Source organism: Telluria antibiotica (assembly GCF_011682055.1).
GTDB classification, from domain to species: domain Bacteria; phylum Pseudomonadota; class Gammaproteobacteria; order Burkholderiales; family Burkholderiaceae_D; genus Telluria; species Telluria antibiotica.
In genome coordinates, this window is sequence record NZ_JAAQOM010000001.1 from 698340 (window position 1) to 721695 (window position 23356).

The 23356-nt window shown below is 68.0% G+C and carries 16 protein-coding genes; 7 read left to right on the forward strand and 9 right to left on the reverse strand.

The window, feature by feature from the left end:
- The first annotated feature begins 127 nt into the window (after positions 1 to 127).
- Genes map through HAV22_RS02855 form a run of 3 tightly spaced genes read left to right on the forward strand, consistent with a single transcriptional unit; the run spans position 128 to position 4378 of the window.
- On the forward strand, positions 128 to 952 hold the full coding sequence (gene map, locus HAV22_RS02845) for a type I methionyl aminopeptidase (RefSeq protein ID WP_166856235.1): 825 nt from the start codon (positions 128 to 130) through the stop codon (positions 950 to 952).
- Between the two features lie 57 nt (positions 953 to 1009).
- Positions 1010 to 3601 (forward strand): [protein-PII] uridylyltransferase, encoded by a 2592-nt coding sequence (locus tag HAV22_RS02850; protein WP_166856237.1) that lies wholly within the window; start codon positions 1010 to 1012, stop codon positions 3599 to 3601.
- Between the two features lie 30 nt (positions 3602 to 3631).
- Positions 3632 to 4378, forward strand: a complete 747-nt coding sequence (locus HAV22_RS02855; protein ID WP_166856239.1) for a pseudouridine synthase — start codon at positions 3632 to 3634, stop codon at positions 4376 to 4378.
- Positions 4379 to 4423: 45 nt separating this feature from the next.
- Here the strand turns inward: HAV22_RS02855 and HAV22_RS02860 are convergent, their stop codons facing one another.
- Both HAV22_RS02860 and HAV22_RS02865 read right to left on the reverse strand, forming a co-directional pair.
- Positions 4424 to 4729 (reverse strand): hypothetical protein, encoded by a 306-nt coding sequence (locus HAV22_RS02860; protein ID WP_166856241.1) that lies wholly within the window; start codon positions 4727 to 4729, stop codon positions 4424 to 4426.
- 165 nt (positions 4730 to 4894) lie between these two features.
- Positions 4895 to 8077 carry a PAS domain S-box protein gene (locus HAV22_RS02865; protein ID WP_166856243.1) on the reverse strand — a complete coding sequence of 1061 codons (3183 nt, stop codon included), beginning with the start codon at positions 8075 to 8077 and terminating at the stop codon, positions 4895 to 4897.
- Between the two features lie 577 nt (positions 8078 to 8654).
- Here HAV22_RS02865 and HAV22_RS02870 point away from each other — a divergent pair.
- From HAV22_RS02870 to HAV22_RS02880, 3 genes are all read left to right on the forward strand, one after another.
- On the forward strand, positions 8655 to 9509 hold the full coding sequence (locus HAV22_RS02870) for a phosphate/phosphite/phosphonate ABC transporter substrate-binding protein (protein ID WP_166856245.1): 855 nt from the start codon (positions 8655 to 8657) through the stop codon (positions 9507 to 9509).
- Between the two features lie 13 nt (positions 9510 to 9522).
- Positions 9523 to 12417, forward strand: coding sequence for a sensor domain-containing protein (locus HAV22_RS02875; RefSeq protein ID WP_166856247.1), 2895 nt, complete (start codon positions 9523 to 9525; stop codon positions 12415 to 12417).
- Positions 12418 to 12481: 64 nt separating this feature from the next.
- Positions 12482 to 13678, forward strand: a complete 1197-nt coding sequence (locus HAV22_RS02880) for a pyridoxal phosphate-dependent aminotransferase (RefSeq protein WP_166856249.1) — start codon at positions 12482 to 12484, stop codon at positions 13676 to 13678.
- A 12-nt stretch (positions 13679 to 13690) separates the two neighbouring features.
- Here HAV22_RS02880 and HAV22_RS02885 read toward each other — a convergent pair whose 3' ends face one another.
- Genes HAV22_RS02885 through HAV22_RS02895 form a run of 3 tightly spaced genes read right to left on the reverse strand, consistent with a single transcriptional unit; the run spans position 13691 to position 16962 of the window.
- Complete coding sequence (locus HAV22_RS02885; RefSeq protein WP_166856251.1) at positions 13691 to 15073, reverse strand: hybrid sensor histidine kinase/response regulator; 1383 nt, start codon at positions 15071 to 15073, stop codon at positions 13691 to 13693.
- A 9-nt stretch (positions 15074 to 15082) separates the two neighbouring features.
- On the reverse strand, positions 15083 to 16543 hold the full coding sequence (locus HAV22_RS02890; protein WP_166856254.1) for an ATPase domain-containing protein: 1461 nt from the start codon (positions 16541 to 16543) through the stop codon (positions 15083 to 15085).
- Positions 16540 to 16962, reverse strand: coding sequence for a hypothetical protein (locus tag HAV22_RS02895; protein WP_166856256.1), 423 nt, complete (start codon positions 16960 to 16962; stop codon positions 16540 to 16542). The genes HAV22_RS02890 and HAV22_RS02895 overlap by 4 nt, the downstream gene beginning before the upstream one ends.
- A 227-nt stretch (positions 16963 to 17189) precedes the next feature.
- Between HAV22_RS02895 and HAV22_RS02900 the strand changes: the two genes are divergently transcribed.
- Positions 17190 to 18968, forward strand: coding sequence for a DUF885 domain-containing protein (locus HAV22_RS02900; protein ID WP_166856258.1), 1779 nt, complete (start codon positions 17190 to 17192; stop codon positions 18966 to 18968).
- Positions 18969 to 19073: 105 nt separating this feature from the next.
- On the opposite strand, the gene HAV22_RS02905 is transcribed toward HAV22_RS02900, so the two are convergent.
- From HAV22_RS02905 to ligA, 4 genes are read right to left on the reverse strand one after another with little or no spacing between them, the layout of a single operon-like run.
- Positions 19074 to 19562, reverse strand: coding sequence for a hypothetical protein (locus HAV22_RS02905; protein ID WP_229421019.1), 489 nt, complete (start codon positions 19560 to 19562; stop codon positions 19074 to 19076).
- Positions 19559 to 20095: a peptide deformylase gene (gene def, locus HAV22_RS02910; RefSeq protein WP_166856260.1), complete on the reverse strand. Its 537-nt coding sequence runs from the start codon at positions 20093 to 20095 to the stop codon at positions 19559 to 19561. Before def ends, HAV22_RS02905 begins: the two co-directional genes overlap by 4 nt.
- A complete protein-coding gene (gene galU / locus HAV22_RS02915) occupies positions 20092 to 20982 on the reverse strand; it encodes a UTP--glucose-1-phosphate uridylyltransferase GalU (protein WP_166856263.1) in 891 nt (296 codons plus the stop codon). Before galU ends, def begins: the two co-directional genes overlap by 4 nt.
- A 16-nt stretch (positions 20983 to 20998) precedes the next feature.
- The gene (gene ligA, locus HAV22_RS02920) at positions 20999 to 23356 is read right to left on the reverse strand and encodes an NAD-dependent DNA ligase LigA (protein WP_166856264.1); all 2358 of its coding nucleotides are present in this window, start codon (positions 23354 to 23356) and stop codon (positions 20999 to 21001) included.

Below are 23356 nucleotides of genomic sequence, written 5' to 3' on the forward strand. Positions count from 1 at the left end.
CGAATTTCAAGCTTGCGCACATTTCCGCCCGCGCACCCCGGATCAGTGGGCCGGCCAGGGGCTGGCCCGGCCCCGCCTTGAATCACTTATAATGGTTGATACAGAACACATTGCAGAACGGATCACCATGACCATCTCCATCAAGACCCCGGAAGACATCGACGGCATGCGCATCGCGGGCCGCCTCGGTGCCGAGGTGCTCGACTACATCACCCCGTTCGTCAAGGCGGGCGTCACGACCGGCGAACTCGACCGTCTGTGCCATGAATACATGGTCAACGTGCAAGGCACCGTCCCCGCGCCGCTGAATTACGCGCCACCCGGTTATCCGCCGTTCCCGAAAGCCGTCTGCACGTCCGTCAACGACGTGATCTGCCATGGCATTCCGGGCGACAAGGTCCTCAAGAACGGCGACGTCGTCAACATCGACGTCACCGTCATCACGAAGGATGGTTATCACGGCGACAACAGCCGAATGTTCTTCATCGGCGAGCCGTCGAAGCTGGCGCGCCGCCTGACGGACATCACCTATGAATGCATGTGGCTGGGCATTGCCAAAGTGAAACCGGGCGCGCACCTGGGCGACATCGGCCACGCGATCCAGCAGCACGCGGAAAACGCCGGCTATTCGGTCGTGCGCGAATTCTGCGGCCACGGCATCGGCAAGGTGTTCCACGAAGAGCCGCAGGTGCTGCACTACGGCCGCCCCGGCACCGGCGAGGAGCTGAAGGCCGGCATGATCTTCACGATCGAGCCGATGATCAACGCGGGCCGCCGCGAGATCCGCGAAATGCCGGACGGCTGGACCATCAAGACGAAGGACCGCAGCTTGTCCGCCCAGTGGGAACACATGATCCTCGTGACGGAGACGGGCTACGAGGTGCTGACCACGTCGGCCGGCACGCCGCCCCCGCCCGCCATCGCACAACCGAAAGACGCCGTCGCCGCCTGATCCGTAACCCGTGCGGCCGGTGCGCCGGCCGCGTTCCGCCGCCCCTATCGAACCGCCATGTCCACCGCCACCATCGCCCCGCCACAGCCCCTGCAGCCGCTGCAACTGAAGCAGCGCCTGAAGGCCGAACGCCAGCACGTCATCGCCGAGTTCCGCGAGAACGGCAAGCCGGAAAAACTGTTGCGCGGCCTGCGCCACAGCGTCGACGGCGTGCTGACGGACGCCTGGCACGCGGCGGGCCTGCCCGCCAACGCGGCCCTCGTGGGCGTCGGCGGTTACGGGCGCGGCGAACTGTTCCCCTGCTCCGACGTCGACCTGCTGATCCTGCTGGGCACGCCGCCGGACGCGATCGTGCAGGCCAAGCTGGAAAACTTCGTGCAGCTCCTGTGGGACCTGGGCCTGGAAATCGGCCACAGCATCCGCACCGTCGACGAATGCATGACGGAGTCGGCGGCCGACATCACGGTGCAGACGAGCCTGCTCGAAGCGCGCCTCGTGACGGGCAGCATGACGGTATTCGGCGAGCTGCAGCACCGCTACGACGCCGCGATGGACCCGCAAGCCTTCTTCCAGGCCAAGACGGCCGAGATGCGGCTGCGCCACGCCAAGTATGAATTCACGCCGTTTTCGCTGGAGCCGAACGTCAAGGAAAGCCCGGGCGCCCTGCGCGACCTGCAGGTGATCCTGTGGGTCGCGAAGGCGGCGGGCCTCGGCAATTCCTGGACCCAGCTTGCCATCCGCGGCCTGATCACGCGCGAGGAAGCACGCCAGCTGATGGAAAAGGAATACGCGTTCAAGGACATCCGCGTGCGCCTGCACCTGCAGACGAACCGGCGCGAAGACCGCCTCGTGTTCGACGTCCAGACGGCGATCGCGGAAACGTTCGGCCTCGCGACGACGGGCACGGGCCTGGGCGCGCGCCGCGCCAGCGAATACCTGATGCAGCGTTATTACTGGGCTGCGAAGACCGTCACCCAGCTGAACACGATCCTGCTGCAGAACATCGAGGCACACCTGTTCCCCACCCCGTCGCAGCCGGTGCCGATCAATCCGCGCTTCAACGAGGTGGGCGGCTTCATCGACATCGCCGCCGACGCCACGTTCGAAGCGACGCCAGCGGCCGTGCTGGAAATCTTCGTGCTGATGACGGAGCGTCCGGACATCAAGGGCATGACGGCGCGCACGATGCGCGCGCTGTGGCATGCGCGCACCCTCATCGACGACGCGTTCCGGCACGACCCGCAGCACCGCGCGCTGTTCCTGCGCGTACTGCAGGCGCCCAGCGGCCTCGTGCACGCGCTGCGCCGCATGAACGACATGGGCATCCTCGGCCGCTACCTGCCGAACTTCCGCCGCATCATCGGCCAGATGCAGCACGACCTGTTCCACGTGTACACGGTCGACCAGCACATCATGATGGTCGTGCGGAACATGCGCCGCTTCACGATGACGGAGCACGCGCACGAATACCCGTTCTGCAGCCAACTGATCGCCAACTTCCGCGACCGCTGGCTGCTGTACGTGGCCGCTTTGTTCCACGACATCGCCAAGGGCCGCGGCGGCGACCACTCGGAACTGGGCAAGACGGACGCGCTGGAATTCTGCCGCGACCACGGCCTGTCCGACGAGGACACGGAACTCGTCGTGTTCCTCGTCGAGCACCACCTGACGATGTCCGTCGTCGCCCAGAAGCAGGACTTGTCCGACCCGGACGTGATCCAGTCGTTCGCCCGCCTCGTGCGCGACGAGCGCCACCTGACGGCGCTGTACCTGCTGACCGTGGCCGACATCCGCGGCACGAGCCCGAAGGTGTGGAACGCGTGGAAGGCCAAGCTGCTGGAAGACCTGTACAAGATGACGTTGCGCGTCCTGGGCGGCGAGCCGCCGTCCGCCGACCGCGAACTGCGCGCGCGCCAGCAGGAAGCGCTGGCCACCCTGCGCCTGTTCGGCCTTCCTGCGGACGCGCACGAAGCCCTGTGGAAGCAGCTCGACATGGCCTACTTCCTGCGCCACGATGCGTCCGACATCGCCTGGCAGACGCGCTGCCTGTACGACAAGCTGGGGCGCGACAAGCCCGTCGTGAAATCGCGCCTGGCACCGATCGGCGAAGGCTTGCAGGTGACGATCTTCGTGAAAGACCAGCCCGACCTGTTCGCGCGCATCTGCAGCTATTTCGACCGCAAGAATTTTTCGATCCTCGACGCCAAGATCCACACGACGAAGGACGGCTACGCGCTCGACACGTTCCTCATCACGGACGAGCATTTCGCCAACAGCTACCGCGACATCATCAACCTGATCGAGCACGAGCTGTGCGAAGTGCTCGTGCGCCAGGAACCGCTGTCGCCGCCGCTGCGGGGCCGGCTGTCGCGCATGTCGCGCACCTTCCCCATCACGCCGACCGTGGACATGCGTCCCGACGAGCGCGGTCAGTTCTGGGTGCTGTCGATCGGCGCGAACGACCGCAACGGCCTGCTGTACGCGATTGCGAACGTGCTCGCGCGCTATCGCATCAACCTGCACACCGCGAAGATCATGACCCTCGGCGAGCGCGTCGAGGACGTATTCCTCATCGACGGCCAGGCGCTGAACAACCAGCGCATGCAGGTGCAGCTGGAGACCGAGCTGCTGGACGCCGTCAAGATTTGATTTGTTTGTTTTATTGAAGTTGAAGTGACCATGACCGAACCCGTACGCCTGTCCAAACGCATGTCCGAACTTGGCCTCTCGTCCCGCCGCGAGGCGGACGAGTGGATCGCGAAAGGCTGGGTGCGCGTCGACGGCCAGGTCGTGTCCGAGCTCGGCAGCAAAGTCTTGCCGCACCAGAAAATCACCGTCGAGCGCCAGGCCGCCGCCCAGCAGGCGAAGCGCGTGACCGTCCTGTTGAACAAGCCTGTCGGCTTTGTGAGCGGCCAGGCGGAGGACGGCTATAAACCGGCCGTCGTGCTCGTCAAGCCGGAAAACCGCTGGGCGGACGATCCGTCGCCCGAGCAATTCCACCCCACGCAACTGAAGTCCCTGGTGCCGGCCGGCCGCCTCGACATCGATTCCGTCGGCCTGCTCGTCCTCACGCAGGACGGCCGCATCGCGAAGCAGCTGATCGGCGAAGACACGGCCATCGAGAAGGAATACCTCGTGCGCGTGCAATACACGAAGCCGGGGCGCCTGCCGGATACGGACCTCAAGAAGCTGAACCACGGCCTATGGATGGACGGCAAGCCGCTGCTGCCCGCGAAGGTGCGCTGGCAGAACGACGACCAACTCAGCTTCACGTTGAAGGAAGGTCGCAAACGCCAGATCCGCCGCATGTGCGACATGGTGGGCCTGAAGGTCATCGGCCTCAAACGCGTGCGCATCGGCCGCGTCAAGCTGGGCGATTTGCCGCCTGGACAGTGGCGCTACCTGGGCGCGGACGAGCGGTTCTGATCGACGTCGCGCCGGCGGACGCGCGCTGCTCAGTACGCGTGCCGGTCAGTGCGCGTGCCGCATCTGCGTCCACGGATCGAGCACGTGCAGCTCGTTCAGGATGGCCCGTGGGCCCGCAACGGTGCCTCCCGTGTCCAAGTCCCACTCGAGCCTGAGCTTCGACCGTCCACGGCGCAAATCCACGCGCGCGTAGTCGACCCACGCATCCTCCGCTTCGTATTCGAACGTCTTCATCCAACCTGTGCGCAGCAACGCCTCCAGAGCCTGGCGGAGCGCGAACGGTGGGAGGTCCGAGATCGTCTCGGGATGTTGTAACTGGGGCTCGCGCAGGACGCCCAGATACCTGACCATATGTGAAATCCACGCCATCGCTGCCTCCCAACATCGTTTGACGTTGAGATCAGTCTACGCAGCAACTGGCAATATTGACGTTCGCTAACGCACACAGTGAAGTAAATGCGAGTGGCATATGTCACATTTTTGTAACTTATTGTTTCGCCAAGCCTCCTGGTCGTCTCAGGCAAGAATCTGATGCAAGTCCTCGATGCTGACGGGCTTGGTCAGGTGGTGCGAGAATCCGCGGTTGCGCGTCTGGCGCCGGTCGGCGTCCTGCCCCCATCCGGTCAGCGCGGCGATGCGCACGCCAGCGAAGCGTTCGTCCTGGCGCAGGCGGCGCGCCACTTCGAACCCGTCCATGCCGGGCATGCCGAGGTCGAGCAGGACGCTGGTCGGCAGGAACGATTCCGCCGCCGCCAGCGCGGCCCGGCCGTCGTAGCAGACACGTACCTCGGCGCCGTCCGCCTCGAGCAGCAGGCCCAGTGTGTCCGCCGCGTCGCGGTTGTCGTCCACGACAAGGATGCGCTGGCCGTGGAACGGCGCGGCCGGCCGCGCGTGCCCCAGCTGCGGCACGTCGTCGACGTCGATGGCGGGTGCGAGCGGCAGGCGCACGATGAATTCGCTGCCCTGGCCCGGCCCGGGACTGCGGGCTTCCACGGTACCGTGGTGCATCTCGACGAGGCTGCGGACCATCGTCAGGCCAATGCCGAGCCCGCCCTGCCCCCGCCCGGTGGACCGGTGGGCCTGGGCAAACATGTCGAACACGCCCGGCAGCGCGTCAGCCGGGATGCCGATACCCGTGTCGCGCACGGTGGCAACGACCTGGTCGTCCTCGCGGCGCACGTCGAACCAGATGCGGCCGCCCGTGTCCGTGTACTTGGCCGCGTTGTTGAGCAGGTTCGAGAACACCTGCGTCAGGCGCACGCGGTCGGCCTCCAGGACGAGGGGCTGCTCCGGCAGCGCGACGGCCAGCTGGTGACCCGCCCGGTCGATCAACGGCTGGCTCGTCTCGACGGCGCTGTGGACGATCTCGGTGAACGGCACGCGCTCCAGCTTGAGGTCGATCTTGCCGCGCGTGATGCGCGACACTTCGAGCAGGTCGTCGACGAGACGCGCCATCTGCTTGACCTGGCGCCCGACCATTTCGACCACGCGGTCGGACTGGCGCCGGCCATCCGGACGGCGCATCAGCTGCACGGCATTGCTGATCGGAGCCAGGGGGTTGCGCAGTTCGTGGGCCAATGTCGCAAGGAACTCGTCCTTGCGACGATCGGCCTCCTTTAGGGCCTCCTCGGCCTGCACGGCCCCCGTGATGTCGAGCGAGATGCCGACGTAGCCACGGTGTTCGCCTTCGCCCGAATACCACGGCGAAGCATGCGATTCGAACCAGTGCCAGCTGCCGCCCTTCACCAGCGTGTGCAAGCGCTGGGTGAAGGTGCCGTTCTTGCGGATGCCGCCGTACACGTCGCGCAGGTAGGCATCCATGTCGTCCGGCCGCGCGATGTCGGTCCAGCCGCTCGTGCCGGGGCCGGCCGGAGCCTCGTCCGTCACGCAGCGCTGGTTCAGGTAGATGACGTTGCCGTCGACGTCGAACTGGTACACGAGGGCGGGCGACGCGTCGGCCAGCGCGCGGAACCGCCCTTCGCTCTCGCGCAACGCATCCTCGGCGCGCTTGCGCACGGTGATGTCGTGGAACAGGATCGCCACCCGCGGCACCTGGCGCCCGCCCACGGGATAGACGAAGAAATCGTACCAGCTGGACAGCGGCGGCGAGAAGCATTGCGACCGGCTGGACACGCCCGTGCGCACCACCTGGGCGCACGCGTCGAGCCAGCACGGTTCGTGCTCGGGGCGCATGCGCAACTGGCCGGGTCCCACATAGGCGATGTTGGCCATGCGCACGGCGGCCGGATTCGCTTCCGCGTAGTCGAGGCCGACGGCACGTCCGGCATCGTCGAAGCGCACCGTCGCCAGCAGGAAGCCCTCGTCCATCGCCTCGAACAGCATGCGGTAACGCCGCTCGCTTTCCGCCAGCGCGGCCTGCGTGCGGCGGCGCTCGTCGACGTCGATGTGCATGCCGACCCATTTGCGCACGCTGCCGTCGCGGTTGAACAGCGGCGCGGCGCGCGCATTGGTCCAGCGCCAGCCGCCCGCGGCGGACTGCACGCGGAACTCGGCATTGAGCACGCGGCGCGTGCCGACGGCCGCGCGCCATTCGCGCAGCACGTAGGCGCGGTCGTCCGGGTGCACGGCCTCGATCCAGCCCACGCCCAGCGAGGCCGCTTCCGTCTGTCCCGTGTACGCGGTCCAGCTGGGCGAGCCGATGATGACGCGTCCGTGCGCGTCCGTCTCCCACACCGTCTGCGCGAACCCTTCGACCATCGCGCGGAACCGCTCTTCACTTTCGGCCAGGCGTGCCTCGGTCTCCTTGTTTTCCGTAACGTCGATGACGAACAGCACGCAGCGCGCGTTCGCGCCCTGGCCCCAGATGCGCGCGGGCGCGAACAGGCCCCACCAGCGGCTGCCGTCCTTGCGCCGCATCTGCTTCGTGTACGGCGACGTGACGCCGTGGTCGATGAGGTCGCGCAGCGCGCGTGCCGACACGTCCCAGAATTCGGGCGGCGTCATGTCGCGCCAGTTCGGCATCGTGCGCAGCTCGTCGCACGTATAGCCCGTCATCCGCTCGAACGCCTGGTTGACATCGCGCACCGTGCCGTCGATGTCGAAATACAGCACGCCGACCGTGCCGATGCTGAGGGTGGCGTCGATGAGGGCCTTGTGCTCGCGCAGCGCGCGCTCGGCCGCGCGGCTTTCCTCGACCTCGCGCTCCAGGTGTTCCTTGCTTTCGAGGACGGGACGCAGGCGCTCCTCCACCTTGCGTTCGATCTCGCCGCCGTCCGACCCGGCACGGCCGCCGCCGGCCTGGTGGGCCGCCGCGGCGAACGCGGCGCCGGCGCGCAGCAGGCGCAGGTCGTCGGCGTCGAAGAGCGCGTCGCCGTCGGCGCCCAGCACGATCCCCACTGCGCCGACGGCACGGCCGCGGATGTGCCACGGGACGCCGAGAAATTCACGGGGAGACAGGCCAGTGGAGCGCAGCGACGGGAACTGCTCGGCCGGGTGCTCGAACAGGACGGCGCTGTCGGCCTCGATGGCGACGCCGCAGGCGCAGTCGCCCAGCGCCCAGTGCCGGCTCTCCTGTCCGGCGAGTGCGCCGGACAGCGCGCACCAGCGCACCGTTTCCGTACCGTCCGGCGTCGAGTCCAGCGCGCCATCGCGCACGGCGATGACGACGGCATCGGCGCCACACAGCGTGCACAGGGCGTCCGCCAGACACTGCATCGCGTCGTGGGGCGCATCAGCCATTGCCTGCGCCAGCGCCGCGAACTTCCTCGTCTCATCGGCCCCGTCGTGCGCAGGAAGGTGGGCGGGACGTTCACGCAATACCGCTTCCACAACATCGTTGTCGCGGACCCCGAGCCATGCGTCAGGTGTCGAGTCGGCCATGATTGTCGATTATTGGTTGCCACCACCTTGGAACTTCAGACTACTTGACAATTCGATCAGTGCCAATCGAATTTCAATCGTGCTCGCCATGTTTAACAAAATTTGAAGAAATCCCCGTCGACGGCGATCGAAAATGTGGCGAGACCGTCAAATGGCGCTGTTTACATTGTCACCGTTCCATTTCTCGATACAAAAACGATAGCGATAACAGCCAACGGCCGTAGTCACATTGCGATCGTAATGAACAGAAGGTTACCGGGATCAGCGCGCCGCCGTCCACGCTTTTGCCGCGTGACGACGCACCTCGCCATCTCGCATTGCGGAATATTCATCCGGAATCGTGGTAACCAGGAATCACGGACACATTGGTAAAAGTCTCTATATTGTTGCAAAGCGGAAATATGTTATATTCAAGAAATCTTGCCGACCGTACAGCATGCTCCACCCCTACTTCGCCCATTCCGTCCTGGCCCTCGCGGCCGTTGTGTTCTTCGCCGGCGCCGCCCGCGCCGCCGAGTCGCCGTCATACAATTTCGCACCCGTGAACCAGTACAGCCCGCAAGTGTCGGCCAGCTTCTGGAACCCGATCATCGAATACGTCTCGAAAAAGAGCGGCGTGCGCCTGAACCTGAAGCTGGGCCGCACGTCGGCCGACGCGATGAGTTACGTATTGGCGCGCGAGGCCGATTTCGCGTTCACGAACCGGCTGTTCTGTCCGGGACGCGCAGGCTTGGGGTGGACCGTGTTCGGCCGCCGCAACACGTCACCCGTGCGCGCACAGATCGTCGTGCCTGCCGATTCGCCGATCCATCGCATCGAGGAGCTGGCCGGCACCCCGGTCGCGTTCCCGGGGCCGGAAGCGACGATCGCGTACAAGGTCGCCTACGCCGAGCTGCTGCGCCACAAGATGCCCGTGGACGTGGTCTTCGCCGGCAATGCGGATGCCGTCTTCACGCAGCTGTTCGCCGGCAGGGTCCGGGCCGCCGGCGCCAGCTCCCAGCTCGCGCAGCACTATGCGGGACGCGAGCGCAAGGCGTTCCGCGTGCTGTGGACCTCCCCGCCGTTCACCGACCTCGCGCTGATGGCGTCGCCGCGCGTGCCCGCCGCCGAGGCGCGCGCCGTCGCCCGGGCGTTCTTCGACATGAACCGCGATCCGGAAGGCGCGCGCATCCTCGCCGAGGCGACGACGCTCGTGCATTCGGACACGCCATTCGCCTTCGTCCCCGCCACCGGCGCCGACTATGCGAGCTACCGCGCGTTCTGCGCGACGGCGCCGCTCGACGTGCGCTGAGGACACCGCCGCGATGATCCTGCTCCGCGCCCTTCTGCGCCGGCCGCGCCGGCTGTCGTCCCCGGCAGCGCTGCTGGCCTTCCTGCTGCCGCGCTCCCTCGTCGGCCGCGTGTTCACCGTGTTCAGCTTCACGCTGCTGCTGTCGCTGGGCACGGGCCTCGGCCTGTTCTACCGCTACCAGTTCCTGCAGCACATCGAAGAAACGCAGGATACGGCGTTGACCCTCGTCGAAGTGGCCACGCAGACGATCGAGGACAGCGTCGTCGTCGGCGACTACGACACCGTCAAGCGCACGCTGGGCAAGATGCTGTTCCAGTCGCCGTTCAAGCGCGCCGAATTCATCGACATGGCGGGCGGCACGTTGCGCGTCGACGCGCCGCGCGTGACGCGTGCGCTGGCGCCGCGCTGGCTGACGGAGCTCATCGCAGCCAAGCTGTTCGACGTCAACCGCATCGCCAATGTTGGCGGGCGCGACTACGGCGTCGTGCGCCTGCAGTTCGACGAGGAAAAGCTGGCGGCCCAGCTGTGGAGCCTCGTGCTGGAAACGGCCGGCGTCGCGTCGATCGTGTTCGTGGCGAGCCTCGCACTGATGCGTACCCTCGTGCGCCGCTGGCTCGACAACCTGGGGCGCCTGCGCTCGTTCGAGGACGACGTGGCCGCCGGCCGCGTCACCGCGGAAGCCGCGCTGCTGGCGGATGCGCCCACGGAGATCAAGGAAGCGATCCGCGCCGTCAACCGCAGCGCCGCGAGCCTGCGCGACCAGTTCGGCCAGCGCATCGACTCGCTGATGAATTCCCTCGTGCAGCACAAGAGCGCGATGGACCAGGCCGCGATCGTGAGCGAGGCCGATGCGACGGGCATCGTCACCGGGGTGAACGACCTGTTCGTCACGAGCAGCGGCTTCACGCGGCCCGAGGTCGTGGGCCAGCGCCTGGGCGACGTGGGCCGTCCCGCCGGCGCGCGCCTGCCGTGGCGGCCGTCCGACCGCGTGTGGAATGGCGAAGTCGTGATCGAGGGACGCCAGGGCCGCTGCCACTGGCACCGCACGATCGTCCCGATGTTCGGCGCGGACGGCGCCGTCGAACGCTATATCTGCATCGACATCGACATCACGGAACGCAAGGAATTCGAGCGCACGATCGTCGAGAACGCGCAGCGCCAGACCCTGATCGCGGAACTCGGCCGCAAGGCGCTGGCGGCGAACGACCTCGACGACCTGTTCGCGGACGCCGCCGACACCACCGCGCGCGGCGTCCGCGCCCCGTGCGCCGGCCTGTTCGAAGCGACGCCGAACGGCATGGTGCTGCGCGCCGGCGCGGGCCGCCTCGCGCCGGCCACGGGCCTGCAGCTGGGCCACGTGCCGGGCGAGACCCTCGCCGCGGGCGAACGGGCCGCGCGGCGCACGTGGTTCGCGCCGCTGGCCGCCGCGCACGACATCGCGGACGGCATCGACACGCCCATCATGTGCGGCGAGCGCATGTTCGGCGTGCTGGGCGTGTACGCCACCGGCACCCGGCGCTTCGGCGCGGACGACGCCAGCTTCCTGCACGGCGTCGCAAACATCCTGGCCACCGCGGTGGAGCGCCACGAGGCGCGCAACCGCCTGACCTGGCTCGCGCAATACGATCCGCTGACGAACCTGCCGAACCGGCGCCGCCTCGCCCAGTGCCTGGAAGACGCGATTGCCCGCGCGGGCCGCGACGGCGACCGCGCGGCCGTCATGTTCATCGACCTGGACCGCTTCAAGAACGTCAACGACATGCTGGGACATGGCGTGGGCGACCAGCTGCTCGTGCAGGCCGCGAAGCGCCTGCGTGCGTGCGCACGCGACGAGGACGTCGTGGCGCGGCTGGGCGGCGACGAATTCGCCGTCGTGCTGCCCGCGATCGCCGCCGACACCGATGCGGCGGCCGTCGCGGCGCGCGTCATCGACGCGCTGGCGCAGCCGTTCTACCTCGCGGGCCAGCAATTGTTCGTGTCGGCCAGCGTGGGCATCGCGACGTATCCCGAGAACGGGTGCGACGCCGAGGCACTGCTGAAGAACGCCGACACGGCCATGTACGGCGCGAAGAACGGCGGCCGCAACAACTACCAGTTCTTCGTCGCCGCGATGCACGAGAACGCGGCGCAGCGGCTGCAGACGGAAGTCCAGCTGCGCCAGGCGCTGGAGCGCGGCGAATTCCTGCTGCACTACCAGCCGAAGCTGAACCTCGCCGCCGGCACCATCAGCGGGTTCGAGGCGCTGCTGCGCTGGAACCACCCGCAGCGCGGCCTCGTGCCGCCGCTGGAATTCATCGGCATCCTCGAGGACACGGGCCTCATCCTGCCCGTCGGCGAATGGGTGATCGGCGAAGTGTGCCGCCAGCTCGCCGCATGGCAGGCGCAGGGCATGACCGTGCGGCCGGTGGCGATCAACCTGTCCGCGCGCCAGTTGCAGCAGGCCGACCTGGACGGCGCCGTCGAGCGCATCGTCGGCCGCGCGGGTGTCGACCCCGCGCTGCTCGAATTCGAGCTGACGGAATCGATGCTGATGGCGAACCCGGAGGCCGCCGTCGAGATCCTCACACGCATCAAGGCGCTCGGCATCCGGCTCTCGGTCGACGATTTCGGCACCGGCTATTCGAGCCTCGCCTACCTGAAGCGCTTCCCGCTGGACGCCCTGAAGATCGACCGCACGTTCGTGCGCGACCTGCCGGACGATCCGGACGACGCCGCGATCACGAAGGCCGTGATCCGCCTCGCGCACAGCCTCAGCCTGAAGGTCGTGGCGGAGGGCGTGGAGAACGTCGAGCAGATCCGCGAGCTGGAACAGTACGCGTGCGACGAGATCCAGGGTTATTACGTCAGCCGTCCGCTGCCAGCCCACGGCTGCGCCGCGCTGCTGGCGGGCGCGCCGGCCATGGCGTGAGGGGCGGCGGCAGGGAACGCCCGCATCGGCTAAGATAGCGGGATTCCTCCGTTCCAGACCTACCATGGCAGACAATCGAATCCAGGTGGCGCGCCGTGTCGACGCCATCGAACCCTTCCGCGTGATGGAAATGGTCAAGGCCGCAGCAAGCATGACGCGCGCCGGCCAGGACGTCATCAGCATGAGCGTCGGCGAACCCGACTTCACGGCGCCCGACATCGTCGCCCGCGCGGCCGTCGAGGCGATCCAGCGCGGCGCCACGCAGTACACGGAATCGCTGGGCCTGCCCGCGCTGCGCGAGGCCATCTCCGCCCACTACGCCCGCGCCTACGGGCTCGACGTCGCGCCGCAGCGCATCGTCGTGACGGCCGGCGCGTCGGCCGGCCTGCTGCTGGCCTGCGCCGCGCTCGTGGCCGACGGCGACGAGGTCCTGATGCCCGACCCGAGCTACCCGTGCAACCGCCATTTCGTCAGCGCGTTCGGCGGCAACGCGGTGCTCGTGCCGTCCGGCCCCGCGGAACGCTACCAGCTGACGGCGGCCCAGGTGGCGGCGCGCTGGACGGAACGCACGCGCGGCGTGATCGTCGCGTCGCCGTCGAACCCGACGGGCACGTCGATGACGCCGGACCAGACGCGCGACCTCGTCGCGGCCGTGCGCGCGCGCGGCGGCTTTTCCATCATCGACGAGATCTACCAGGGCCTGTACTACGGCGAGAAGGAAGGCGACCGGGCGACGAGCGCCCTGTCGTTCGGCGACGACGTCATCACCGTCAACAGCTTCTCGAAGTACTTCAGCATGACGGGCTGGCGCCTCGGCTGGCTCGTGCTGCCGGAAGCGCTGGTGCCCGCGGTCGAGAAGCTCGCGCAGAACCTGTTCATCTGCGCACCCGCGATCGCCCAGCACGCGGCGCTGGCCGCTTTCCACATTGAGGCCATCGCCATCTTCGAGGAACGCCGCCGCGAATTCCGGCGCCGCCGCGACTTCCTCGTGCCCGCGCTGCGCGACCTCGGATTCACGGTGCCCGTGCTGCCGGACGGCGCGTTCTACGTGTACGCCGACATCACGCAGGTCCCGCACCGGGACGCGCGCGACAGCAGCGCGTTCGGGATGGCCGTGCTGCGCGACGCGCTGGTGGCGCTCGTGCCCGGCGACGACTTCGGCTTCGCCGCGCCGAAACAGCACGTGCGCTTTTCCTACGCGACGAAATACGAGCGGATCGAACAGGCGGTCGACCGCCTGGCTCGCCTGCTGCGGCGCTGACGGCGCGCGCCGTCAGGCGCGCGCCGGGACGGGCGCATCGGCCACGACGGCCAGCAGTGCGCTCGTGCCGACAGGTTTCACGAGATAACGGTCGAAGCCGGCCGCCAGGCCGCGCGCCGCGTCGTCGGGCTGGCCGTAGCCCGTCAGCGCGATGGCGTAAGGCCGCGCGCCTTCCTGCTGCGCGCGCAGCGCCTGCATCAGGGCGAACCCGTCGAGTTCCGGCAGGCCGATATCGCATACGATCACGTCCCACTGGCGGCCGAGCGCCAGCGCCAGGCCTGCGCGGCCGTCCGCGGCGCACACGACGTCATGCCCTTCCGCGGCCAGGATGTCGGCCAGGGTGGCCGACGCGTCGGCATTGTCTTCCACGAGCAGGATGCGGCGGCGCAGCGTGGCGCCCGTCCGTGCCGGCTCGGCGGGCACGGCGGGCAGGCCGGCGGCACGCGGCAGGCGCACCGTGAAGCGGCTGCCGAGTCCCGGGCCGTCGCTGTGGGCCTCCACCGTCCCGCGGTGCATGCCGACGAGGTTGCGCACGACGTTCAGCCCCACGCCCAGCCCGCCCTCCGACCGGGCCAGCGAGCGCGGGCCCTGCGTGAACAGGTCGAAGATATACGGGAGCACGTCGGCGGCGATGCCGGTGCCGTTGTCCCCCACCGTCACCACGACCTCGTCGGGCCCGGCCTGTGCGGCCAACGCGAGGCGCCCGCCGTCGCCCGTGTACTTCGAGGCATTGCCGAGCAAATTCGTGAACACCTGGGCAAGGCGCACCTTGTCACCCGCCACGGCCACCGCTTCGGCCGGCAGGTCGACGTCGAGCGTCTGCGCCCGCTCCGCGATGCGCGGCTGCACCGTCTCGACGGCGTGGCGCAGCACGTCGGCCAACGCCAGCGCCTCGACCTCGAGCGTGATCTTGCCGCTGCTGATGCGCGCCGCGTCGAGCAGGTCGTCGAGCAGGCGCGCCATGTGGTCGACCTGGCGCCCGATCACGCGGGCCAGCTTCAGTTGCTGCGGCGCGGCCCCGGCCTCGCGTTCCAGCAGCGATGCCGCCATCGCCAGCGGCGACAGCGGATTGCGCAGCTCGTGCGCCAGCATGGCGAGGAATTCGTTCTGGCGCCGGTTCGCGGCTTCCGCATCCTCGCGCTGGTATTCGGCGTTGACCGTGGCGAGGACGAGGTGCTCGTTCGCCTCGCGCAGTGCCGCCAGCGCCGCCTCCATGACCAGGCGTTCCTCGCCCTGGCGCCGGGCGAGCGCTTGCGCGGCGTCCAGCTCGGCCTCCAGCGCGCGGATGCGGCGCAGCAGGACGGCGTCGGGGATCGCCTCGCCGAGGTTGTCGCAGATGAGATCTTCGATGGAACGCTGCGCGGAGGCGGGTGGCTCTTGTCGGTACGTTCCCATGTTGGGCCTTTATTTGTGCGGCTCGCGCCGCGTCGGGAAGCCCGACATCAGGGCATCGAGCTTGGGCGCGTGCGGCGCCACCTCGATGCCGGCATCGGTGATGCGGTACTCGCGCAGCTCGTTGCTGTGGCTCGTACCGCGCACTTTAATGACGGTCATGAACTTGCAGACGTGGCCTTCGACCTCGGCGAAGCGCATCGACAGCACGGCATCGGCGAGGAAGCACAGGTTGTCGATCGAGAAGCGCCAGTTCGGCGAGTTGTCGTCGTAGCCCACCGTGACGAGCGCCGTCACGCCGCGCCGCGCCAGCATCGACAGCGTGCGGAACACGGACAGGCGCAGGTCGTAGCGGAACTCCGGCGCGAGGTACAGGCCAATCTCGGACAGCGAGTCGATCACGACCCGCGTCGCGCCCGTGCGCTCGATCGCTTCCGTCAGCTGGTCGAGCAGTTCCTCGACGGTGAGCGACAGCGACAGCGATTCCAGCACGGTCACCTGCCCGTCCCGCACGAGCTTGACGAGTTCCCTGTTGTGCAGGCGCGAAGTATGCTTCTCGAAGAACACGGCCACGCCCTTCTCGCCCTGCGCGGCCCCCGCCTGCAGGAAGCGCGTGCCGAGGATCGTCTTGCCGATGCCGGTGGGCCCCGACACAAGCAGCGTATGCCCTTGCGGCAGGCCACCGTGCAGCATCTCGTCCAGGCCCGGGACGCCGAGCGGGATGCGCCGCGGACCGTCGGCGATCGTCTGGTACGCGTCCGGGATCGGCGTCAGCAGGCGCGGATACACGCGGATGCCGTCGTCCGTGATGCGCAGCGTGTGCGCGCCCGCCATATGGGCCTGCCCGCGCATCTTGACGATGCGGATCTTGCGCACGACCGAGTCCTCGTCGAGGTTGTGCGACAGCGCGATCATGCCGTCGGCGACGGTGATGATCGGATTGGCCTCGACGTCGGCCTGGCTGTATTCGCCGATCAGGAACGTCGTCGCCTGCCACGTCGCCATGCGCGAGCCGAGTTCCTGCACGAAGTGCTGCAGGTCCCACAGGCCCTCGTTGCCGCTGCGGGCCGTCTGCACGACGGAGCGGAACGAATCGACGAACACGAGGCTCGGCGAAAAATCCTCCACTTCACGCATGATGCGCTCCAGCACACCGCTGAAGTCGCCCGAGCGCAGGTCGTCGGCCAGGTTCACATAACGGACGGCCGGGCCGACCTTGTCCATGTCGAAGAACGAGAACTGCTGCTGGTAGCGCAGCATCTTCAGCGGCGGTTCGCCCAGCACGGTGAAGAACAGCGCGCGCCGCTCCGCGTTCGCGAGCGCGAACATGATCTGGTGCGCGAGCGTCGTCTTGCCGCTGCCAGGGGCACCCGCGATCAGCGTGAACGAAAACTCGGTGAGGCCGCCCCCAAGGAGAACATCGAGCCCGGGCACGCCGGTACACAATTTCGCCAGGGTTACTTTTCCGCTCATTGCTTGTGCTCCTCTTGATTCTTGTGCGGTGCGCCGTCTGCCCCGGTCTCGGCCAGCAGCCGCGCCGTCAACGTGGGGCCGATGAGGGCGCCGAGCTGGCGTACGAACGTGCCCATCAATGCTTCGTGCGTCGCGGCCGCCTCGGCGGGGTCGGCCGCCGCGAGGTCGCGCTCGAGGGACGTCAGCAGCAGGCTGCTCGTCCTGCGCGCGGTATCGACGCTGAGCCATTCCCGCGGCGGGGCCAGCAGGCGCGCGGAACGGGTGAACAACGCGACGAAACCGCCTTCGCCGATCAGCGGCACCAGCTGCCGGCCCAGGCGCGACCAGGGCCGGATCAGGGGCTCGACGTGGCCGGGCCGCGTCGCGTCCGACGTCCTGTCGGCGGCAACCTGCTGCGCTCTGTTTTCGTCTTTATCCATGCAGGGGTGGTGTCGGGGTTGTCGTGCCGGGGCGGCGTGGCCTCGGCTGGCCTTCCGTCCGGCCATTATAACCCGCGCGGGGAAAGTTAAATTTTTAAAATGGCGTCAATACAAACATGGCAATTCATCATCCTCGCTCAGCCGCACTGGCGGCAGGCGTGGCGCAGCGGTAAGATCGCGGGCTGAGGCATTACCCGGCCTCGCCCCACCTCGACCACAGGACCACCATGAAGCAGACCATGCTCGCCGCAAGCCTCTCCCTCGCCCTGTCGACGCTGCTCGCGCCGGCCACCGCCCCGGCCGCCACCCGCCCCGCACCCGCGCACGCGATGGCCGCCGCCGATGCCCGCTTCCAGGCGATCTACAAGGCCGAGTGGCAATGGCGCGTGAAGCAGCGCATGGCCTGGGACGAGGACGAGCCGCGCGATGCGGGCGCCGCGCTGCCGAAGGTCGATGCGCGCACGCAGGCCGCGCGGCTGGGCGAGTGGGAAGGCGTGCTGCGCCGCCTGGACGCCATCCGGTCCACCGACCTGTCGCCGCGGGAGCGCATCAACTACGCCGTGTACCGCGCGCAGATCGCCGCGTTCGTCGCCGCGCAGCGTTTCCGCGAGTACGAGCAGCCCGTGAATGCGGACAGCGCGTTCTGGTCCGACATCACCTACGTCGCGCGCCAGCCCTTGAAGACGGCCGACGAATACCGCGGCTACCTGGCCCAGCTTGCCGACCTGCCCCGCTACTTCGACGAGGAACTCGACAACATGCGCGCCGGCCTCGCGCGCGGCTTCACGCCGCCGCAGGTCACCCTGGCCGGCCGCGACGCGCCGCTCGTCGCCATGGCGGACGCACAGCGCCCCGAGGACACCGTCTGGTACCTGCCCTTCAAGACGATGCCCGCGACGATCTCGATGGACGAGCAGGCACGCCTGCGCGCCCAGGGCATCGCGCTGATCGGCAACGCCGTCAAGCCCGCGTACGCGAAGGCGCTGCGCTTCATGCGCGACGAGTACGTCCCGCATGCGCGCGCGACGCTTGCGGCCGAAAGCCTTCCGGACGGGAAGGCGTACTACCAGTCGAAGATCGCCGAGTACACGACGACCGACCTGACGGCCGCGCAGATCCACGCGATCGGCCTGGCCGAGATGGCGAAGATACGCGCCGAGATGCAGCAGACGATGGCACAGGCGGGCTTCAAGGGCGACCTGCCCGCGTTCCTCGCCTTCCTGCGCAGCGACCCGCGCTTCTACGCAAAGACGCCGGACGAACTGCTGAAGGACGCGGCGTGGATCGCGAAGAAGTTCGACGGCAAGGCCGACCAGTATTTCGGCTACCTGCCGCGCCGCCGCTTCGCCATCCAGCCCGTCCCGGCGGACCAGGCGCCGTACTACACGTCGGCGCGCGGCGGCCCCGGCATCTACCTCGTCAACACGTACAACCTGCCGGCTCGCGCGCTGTACAGCCTCCCCGCGCTCACCTTGCACGAATCGGCGCCGGGCCATGCGTTCCAGATGCCGATCGCGCTCGAGCAGACCGACGTGCCGCCGTTCCGCCGTGCCTACATCTCGGCGTATGGCGAAGGCTGGGCCCTGTATTGCGAGCGCCTGGGCAGCGAGATGGGAATGTACGAAACGCCGTACGAAACGTTCGGCATGCTGAGCTACCAGGCGTGGCGCGCCGCGCGCCTCGTCGTCGACACGGGCATCCATGCGATGGGCTGGACGCGCGCGCAGGCACAGGCCTATATGCACGACAACACCGCGCTGTCGGACCACGAGATCGAGACGGAAGTCGACCGCTACATCTCGTGGCCGGGCCAGGCGCTGTCGTACTACCTGGGCGAGATGGCGATCGTCGAATCGCGCCGGAAGGCCGAGGCGGCGCTGGGCGACAAGTTCGACATCCGCGCATTCCACGACACGGTGCTGCAACTCGGGTCCGTGCCGCTGCCCGTGCTGCGGGCGCGCATCGACACGTTCATCGCGGAAGGCGGCAAGTCGCCATATCAATAAGCGATCGCGATTGGTGGGCACGGGGTGCCCACCCTACGGGAGCTCGTCGAATTCATCGACAGCACGTAGGGTGGGCGGCCTCCGCCCACCGTTCAGCGCAGGCAATCAGAACAACTTGACCTTCAGTTGCACGGAAATCCCGCCGTACAGGCGATCCTTGTAGGTCGGGATCACGCCGACGTTCAGGCCGACACGCTGGTATTCGTACGTAAACGTGGGAATCACGGCCGGGAACCAGCCGCGGTCGCGCATCTTCGGATAGCCGTCGAATGCCGCGATCGCGGCACCGAGGCGCACGGGGCCCAGTGCGTACGGCTGCCACAGCACGCCCGCATAGTTCGAGTAATAGCGGTCGCTGTTGACGAAGCGGCCGGCGGCGGCCGCCATCGTGCCGGAGAAGCGGTACTCGACCCCGAGGCCGCGGTTGCCGCCGTTGAGGTTCTTGTCGTGATCGAAGTGGTACGTGGCGAAGCCGCTGTCGATCCACAGCTCGCTCTTCGGGTCGGCGTCGATCTTCGTGAACAGGTCATCGGCATGCGCGCAGGCGCCTGCCAGCGCGAGCGCGCACGTGGCGAATAAGTGATACGGCTTCAATCGTCGGCCTTCGGGTCGAGGTTCGGGAACATCACTTCGGTGTAGCCGAAGCGGGAAAAATCGCGGATGCGCATCGGGTACAGGATGCCGTGCAGGTGATCGACCTCGTGCTGCACGACGCGCGCATGGAAACCGTCCACGTCGCGCACGATGGCGCGTCCGTACTGGTCGACGCCTTCGTAATGCAGCTGCGTGTAGCGCGGCACGCTGCCGCGCAGCCCCGGCACCGACAGGCAACCTTCGAAGCCCTCTTCCATCTCTTCCGACAGCGGCGTCAACACCGGGTTGATCAGCACCGTCTCTGGGACGGCAGGTGCGTCGGGATAGCGCTGGTTCCGGCCGAAGCCGAAGATCACGAGCTGCAGGTTGACGCCGATCTGCGGCGCGGCGAGGCCGGCGCCGTCGACGGCATGCATCGTCTCGAACATGTCGGCGACGAGTGCGTGCAGTTCCGGCGTGTCGAAGTCGCGTACGGGTTCGGCCACGCGCAGCAGGCGCGGGTCGCCCATCTTGAGGATCTCGCGGATCGTCATTTCGGTAGGTCCGCACACAGCTGCGCGAGGAATTCGCGGTAGCCTTCGGCCGTCTCGGGGTGCTTCATGCCGATGGCGGCCGTCGCCTTCAAGTACCCCAGCTTGGAGCCGCAGTCGTAGCGCGTGCCGGCGTAGCGGTACGCGAGCACGCGTTCGCGCGCCATCAAGGCAGCGATGCCGTCCGTCAGCTGGATTTCGCCGCCGGCGCCCGTGCCCAGGTTTTCCAGGTGTTCGAAGATCGCGCCCGACAGCACGTAGCGGCCCACGACGGCCAACGTGGACGGCGCATCCTCGGGCTTCGGTTTCTCGACGATGCCCGACACCAGTTCCAGGTCCGGCCGGTAGGCGCGCGCGCTGACGATGCCGTACTGGCGCGTGTTCGCACGCGGCACGTCCTGCACGGCGAGCACGCTGCATTTCTCGTAGCCGTACAAATCCGTCATCTGCGCCAGCACGGGCTTGTGGCCTTCGGCCGTGTCCATGAAGTCGTCGGCGAGCAGCACGGCGAACGGTTCGTTGCCGATGACGGGACGCGCGCACAGCACGGCATGGCCCAGGCCCAGCGCGGCCGGCTGGCGGATGTAGATGCAGTTGACGTTCTTCGGGATGACTTGCTGCACGAGCTTCAGGAGTTCCTTCTTGCCGGCCGCTTCCAGTTCCGACTCCAGCTCGTACGCCTTGTCGAAATGGTCTTCGATGGCACGCTTGTTGCGGCCCGTGATGAACACCAGTTCCGTGATGCCGGCGGCCACCGCTTCCTCGACCGCGTACTGGATCAGCGGCTTGTCGACGATGGGCAGCATCTCCTTCGGCTGCGCCTTGGTCGCCGGCAGGAAGCGGCTGCCAAGGCCGGCGACAGGGAATACTGCTTTCTTAATTGCGGTCATTGTGAAGCTCCATCCATTATTGAGTTGTATTCTGTGCGCCGCCCAGCAGCGCGAGCAGACCGGCTTCGTCCAGCACGGTCACGCCGAGCTGCTCGGCCTTTTCCAGCTTGCTGCCCGCTTCCGCGCCGGCGACGACGTACGACGTCTTTTTCGACACGGAGCCCGACACCTTGCCGCCCGCCGCCTCGATCAGCGCGCCGGCCGCGTCGCGCGACATGGTCGGCAAGGTGCCCGTCAGTACGAACGTCTTGCCCGTCAACGGGCCGGCCGCGTCGGCGGCATCCTGCGGCAACAGCGCCAACAGCTCGGTGCGCAGCGCGGCCAGCGCGGCCAGCATGTCGCGGTTGCCCGGCTCGCCCATCCATTGTTCGAGCGCGCCGGCCACGCCGTCCGGCAGGCCGAACACGCTGAAGATCCTCAGGTGCGCGAGGTCGTCCAGCGTGCGGCCGTCGGCCAGCAGCTGGCGCGCGCGCGGCTCCGTCAGCTTCGGGACCCCGAGCGCGGCCAGCAGGCCCACGTCGTCGAGTTTTTCGCGCAGCTGGGCGCGCGGCGGATGCTCGCCCTGCGGCGCGACGCCGGCCGCGAGCAAGGCGTCGAGCGCCTGCTGGTTCTTCGGTTCCGCGAAAAAGTCGGCGATGGCTTCCGCGACCGTGCCGCCGATGTCGGGCAGCACCCGCAGCAGCGCAGCCGGCGCGCGCCGGACCAGTGCGAGGCTGCCCAGCCAGTCAGCCAAGGTCTTCGCCGTGGACTCGCCCACGTGACGGATACCCAGCGCGAACAGCAGGCGTTCCAGGGGCGGATGCTTGCTGGCGGCGATGGCGGCCAGCAGGTTGTCGGCCCACTTCGTCGCGACCTTGCCCTGCTTGACCGTCTCCGGTGTCGTGCCGTCGCGCTCATCGGCGAGGCGCTTCATCTTCAACAGATCGTCCAGGGTGAGGCGATACAGGTCGGCCACGCCGTGGATCAGGTCCGCTTCGACGAGGCTGTCGATATAGCGGTCGCCGAGGCCCTCGATGTCCATCATGCGGCGGCCCGCGAAGTGGCGGATCGCTTCCTTGCGCTGCGCGGCGCACGTCAGGCCGCCGGAGCAGCGCGCGACCGCCTCCCCCTCCTCGCGCACGACGTGCGAGCCGCACACGGGGCAGCTTTTCGGCAGTTCGTACACGGGCGGCACCGGTGTGGGGCGCCGTTCCAGCACGACGGACAGCACTTCCGGAATCACGTCGCCGGCGCGGCGCACGACGACCGTGTCGCCCACGCGCACGTCCTTGCGGCGCACCTCGTCCTCGTTGTGCAGCGTGGCGTTCGTGACGGTGACGCCCCCGACCGACACGGGCACCAGCCGCGCCACCGGCGTGATCGCGCCTGTGCGGCCCACCTGCACGTCGATCGCGGACACAGTCGTCAGCGCTTCCTCGGCCGGGAATTTATGCGCGAGCGCGAAGCGCGGCGCGCGCGACACGAAGCCCAGCTCGCGCTGGTCCGCGAGGCGGTCGACCTTGTAGACGACGCCGTCGATCTCGTACGGCAGCGCCTTGCGGCGCGATCCGATGTCGCGGAAATAGCCCAGCATGCCTTCGCAGCCGGTGACCACCGCGCGTTCCTTCGACACGGGCAGGCCCAGTTCGTCGAGCCAGTCGAGCGCCTTCGAGTGCGATTCCGGCAGCGCGGCGCCTTCCAGCAGGCCGATGCCGTAGGCGAAGAAGCGCAACCGGCGCTGCGCCGTGATGCGCGCGTCGAGCTGGCGCAGGCTGCCCGCCGCGGCATTGCGCGGGTTCGCGAACTCCTTCTGGCCCGCGTCGCGCTGGCGCTGGTTCAGGCGCTCGAAATCCTCCTTGAACATCAGCACTTCACCGCGCACTTCCAGCACGTCGGGCACCTCGTCGCCGCGCAGGCGCAGCGGAATCACGCGCACCGTGCGGATGTTCGCCGTGACGTCCTCGCCCGTGTAGCCGTCGCCGCGCGTGGCGGCCTGCACGAACACGCCGTTCTCGTAGCGCAGGCTCATCGCGAGGCCGTCGAATTTCAGCTCGGCCGCGTATTGCACGTGCGCATGACCCAGCCCGTCGCGCACGCGGCGGTCGAAGTTGTCGATGTCCTCGTCGGAAAAGCCGTTGTTCAGCGAGAGCATCGGCACGGCATGCGTGACCTGCTTGAATTCCGGGATCGGCGCCGCGCCCACGCGCGACGTCGGGGAATCGACGGACACGGCCTGCGGATGCTTCTCTTCCAGCGCCTGCAGTTCACGGAACAGGCGATCGTATTCGGCGTCGGGAATCGTCGGCGCGTCGAGCACGTGGTAGTTGTAGATGTGGTGGTTCAGCTCCTTGACGAGCCACGCCATCCGCTCCAGGTCGTCCTGCGGTCCGCTCAT